This is a genomic window from Mesorhizobium sp. M7A.F.Ca.CA.002.09.1.1 (assembly GCF_003998555.1).
Taxonomy (GTDB): domain Bacteria; phylum Pseudomonadota; class Alphaproteobacteria; order Rhizobiales; family Rhizobiaceae; genus Mesorhizobium; species Mesorhizobium ciceri.
Genome location: NZ_RZRR01000886.1, coordinates 1 through 2,287, shown reverse-complemented (window position 1 = coordinate 2,287; position 2,287 = coordinate 1). Strand labels below are relative to the sequence as shown.

Annotated in this window: 3 protein-coding genes; 2 read left to right on the top strand and 1 reads right to left on the bottom strand. The window is 64.2% G+C overall.

All coding sequences use genetic code 11. The features are described from left to right. Together EN994_RS27875 and EN994_RS27870 are read left to right on the top strand one after the other, a co-directional pair. A partial coding sequence (locus EN994_RS27875; RefSeq protein ID WP_127307985.1) for a TonB family protein occupies positions 1 to 233 on the top strand: 233 nt, incomplete at its 5' end. Between the two features lie 62 nt (positions 234 to 295). Continuing rightward, on the top strand, positions 296 to 610 hold the full coding sequence (locus EN994_RS27870; RefSeq protein ID WP_027039045.1) for an antibiotic biosynthesis monooxygenase: 315 nt from the start codon (positions 296 to 298) through the stop codon (positions 608 to 610). Between the two features lie 115 nt (positions 611 to 725). Here EN994_RS27870 and EN994_RS27860 read toward each other — a convergent pair. Continuing rightward, positions 726 to 2,287 (bottom strand): aldehyde dehydrogenase family protein (locus EN994_RS27860; RefSeq protein WP_127307984.1); only part of this gene is annotated, 1,562 nt, incomplete at its 5' end.

Genomic DNA, 2,287 nt, shown 5'->3' with positions numbered 1-2,287 from the left:
ATCGCACTCTGCCGCCGTCCCTACAACTGGCGGCACGCAACAATGCGGTTGTTAAATTCGTCATAGGCAGGAAGGGCAACATAAATAAGTTGCGCATCCTGGAGACCTCAGGGTCGGCGGCTTTCGATCAGGCGGCGCTTGGCATTATCCGCAAAGCAGCCCCCTTCCCTTCGATTCCACCACAGGCAGCAAGCGCAAGTTTGGAGTTCGAGACCGAAATCGGCCCATTTTGAATGTGCGCAGAACAAAACGCTGCGGCCGCAAATCATCAACATCCCTGTGAGAGGAAACCACCATGTACATCGCCATGAACCGCTTCAAGGTGCAGACCGGCTCGGAGAACGATTTCGAAGCCGTGTGGAAGAACCGCGATTCCAGCCTTGCGGAGATGAAGGGGTTCCGCGAATTCCACCTGCTGCGAGGCCCGGTCAACGAGACCGAAGGCTACACGCTGTTTGCATCGCACACCGTGTGGGCGAGCCACGATGATTTCATCGCCTGGACCAAGTCCGAGAATTTCCGCGCTGCCCACAGGAATGTCGGCACGACGAAGGTCCACTATCTCGGCCACCCCCAGTTCGAGGGTTTTTCGGTCGTCGAAGGCGCGTAATGCATGTCGCTCAAAAGTGGTCCCGGTTTTGGGACAACGACATGCATAAACCGAAAGAGATAGAGCCATTCACCGTTTCCACGAAACGGTGAATGGCTCTATCGACCGGCCGGAGTCAGGCTCCGGCCAGCAAGGTCGCATTGCCGCCCGCGGCGGTGGTGTCGACGCAGACGGCCCGCTCATGTGCATAAGCCGCCGGGTTCAACACTTCGCTGACCAGCGGCACGATCGGGCCTGAGCGATCAGCGATAACCCTGCGCACGATGCGCGCGGCCTCTGGCGTGCCGGAAAAAGCAACGATATCGACGCGCAGCGAGCGTGCCTCGACCGGATCAGGCCGCCCGTCGATGACGGCCAGTGGGAGGCCCTTGCCGGTCAGAGCGGAAAGGGCCGCCGGTGCACCCGGTGCAACGGCCAGCACGGCGTTGCCGGCGGCGAGCGCCTGGATCGTCTGCGCCAGCAGCGTATCACCATCGGGACCAAGGCACAGCACCCGTCCACGTGGCGACAGCGAGAGCGTGTTGGCTTCGCCGGTCGGCCCGGGCAGGTCGACCTGGCCGAAATCGATGCCGGCGGCCGCACCAATGGCCGCAGCACCCTTGCCGCGCAGATGCTTCCTCAGAATGGCGATCCGGTCCGGACGCGTCGACCAGCCGCCAAGTGTGGGATCAGGCAGATTGTCGGCAAGCTCGGTCGCCGTGACCTTGTGGCCATCCTGCACATGGGTGCCGGCCTCCGGCCCCTTGCGGAAGCGGCGGAGATAGTGCGGACCGCCGGCCTTCGGCCCGGTGCCGGAAAGCCCCTCGCCGCCAAACGGCTGCGAACCGACGACGGCGCCGATCTGGTTGCGGTTGACATAGATGTTGCCGGCATGGATGCCATCGACGAAATGCTGCACGCGGCCCTCGATGCGGGTGTGCAGGCCGAAGGTCAGGCCATAACCCTTGCGGTTGATGGCGGCGATGACGGCGTCGATCTGGTCGGCGTCGAAACTGGCGACATGCAGCACCGGCCCGAACACCTCGCGCTCCATGTCCTCGATACCCTTGACCCGGAAGACATGCGGCGCGACGAAGCGACCTTCCCTGGGCGCCTCGAGCTTGGCGATCAGCCTGCCCTGCAGGCCCATCTTCGTGCAATACTCGCGGATCGAGCTTTGCGCCTCGTCGTCGATAACCGGGCCGACATCGGTCGAAATCCGCCAGGGATCGCCGACGTTGAGCGCCTCCATGGCGCCCTTCAGCATCTCCAGCATCTTCTTCTCGACGTCCTTCTGCACGTAGAGTACGCGCAGCGCCGAGCAGCGCTGGCCGGCACTCTGGAAGGCGGAGGCGAGGATATCGCGCACCGCCTGTTCGGGCAGCGCGGTGGAATCGACGATCATGGCGTTGAGGCCGCCGGTCTCGGCGATCAGCATGGCGTCGGGCGCGGCCGTCCCGGCCAGCTGCTTCTCGATCAGCTTGGCAACCTCGGTCGAACCTGTGAAGCAGACGCCAGCGATGCGCGGATCGGCGGTGAGCGGCCCGCCGACCGATGGGCCGTCGCCAGGGAGCAACTGGATGACGTCTTCCGGCACGCCGGCCTCGCGCAGCAGTTCGACGGCGCGGAAGGCGATCAGCGGCGTCTGCTCGGCCGGCTTGGCGATCACCGAATTGCCGGTAACGAGCGCTGCCGCGA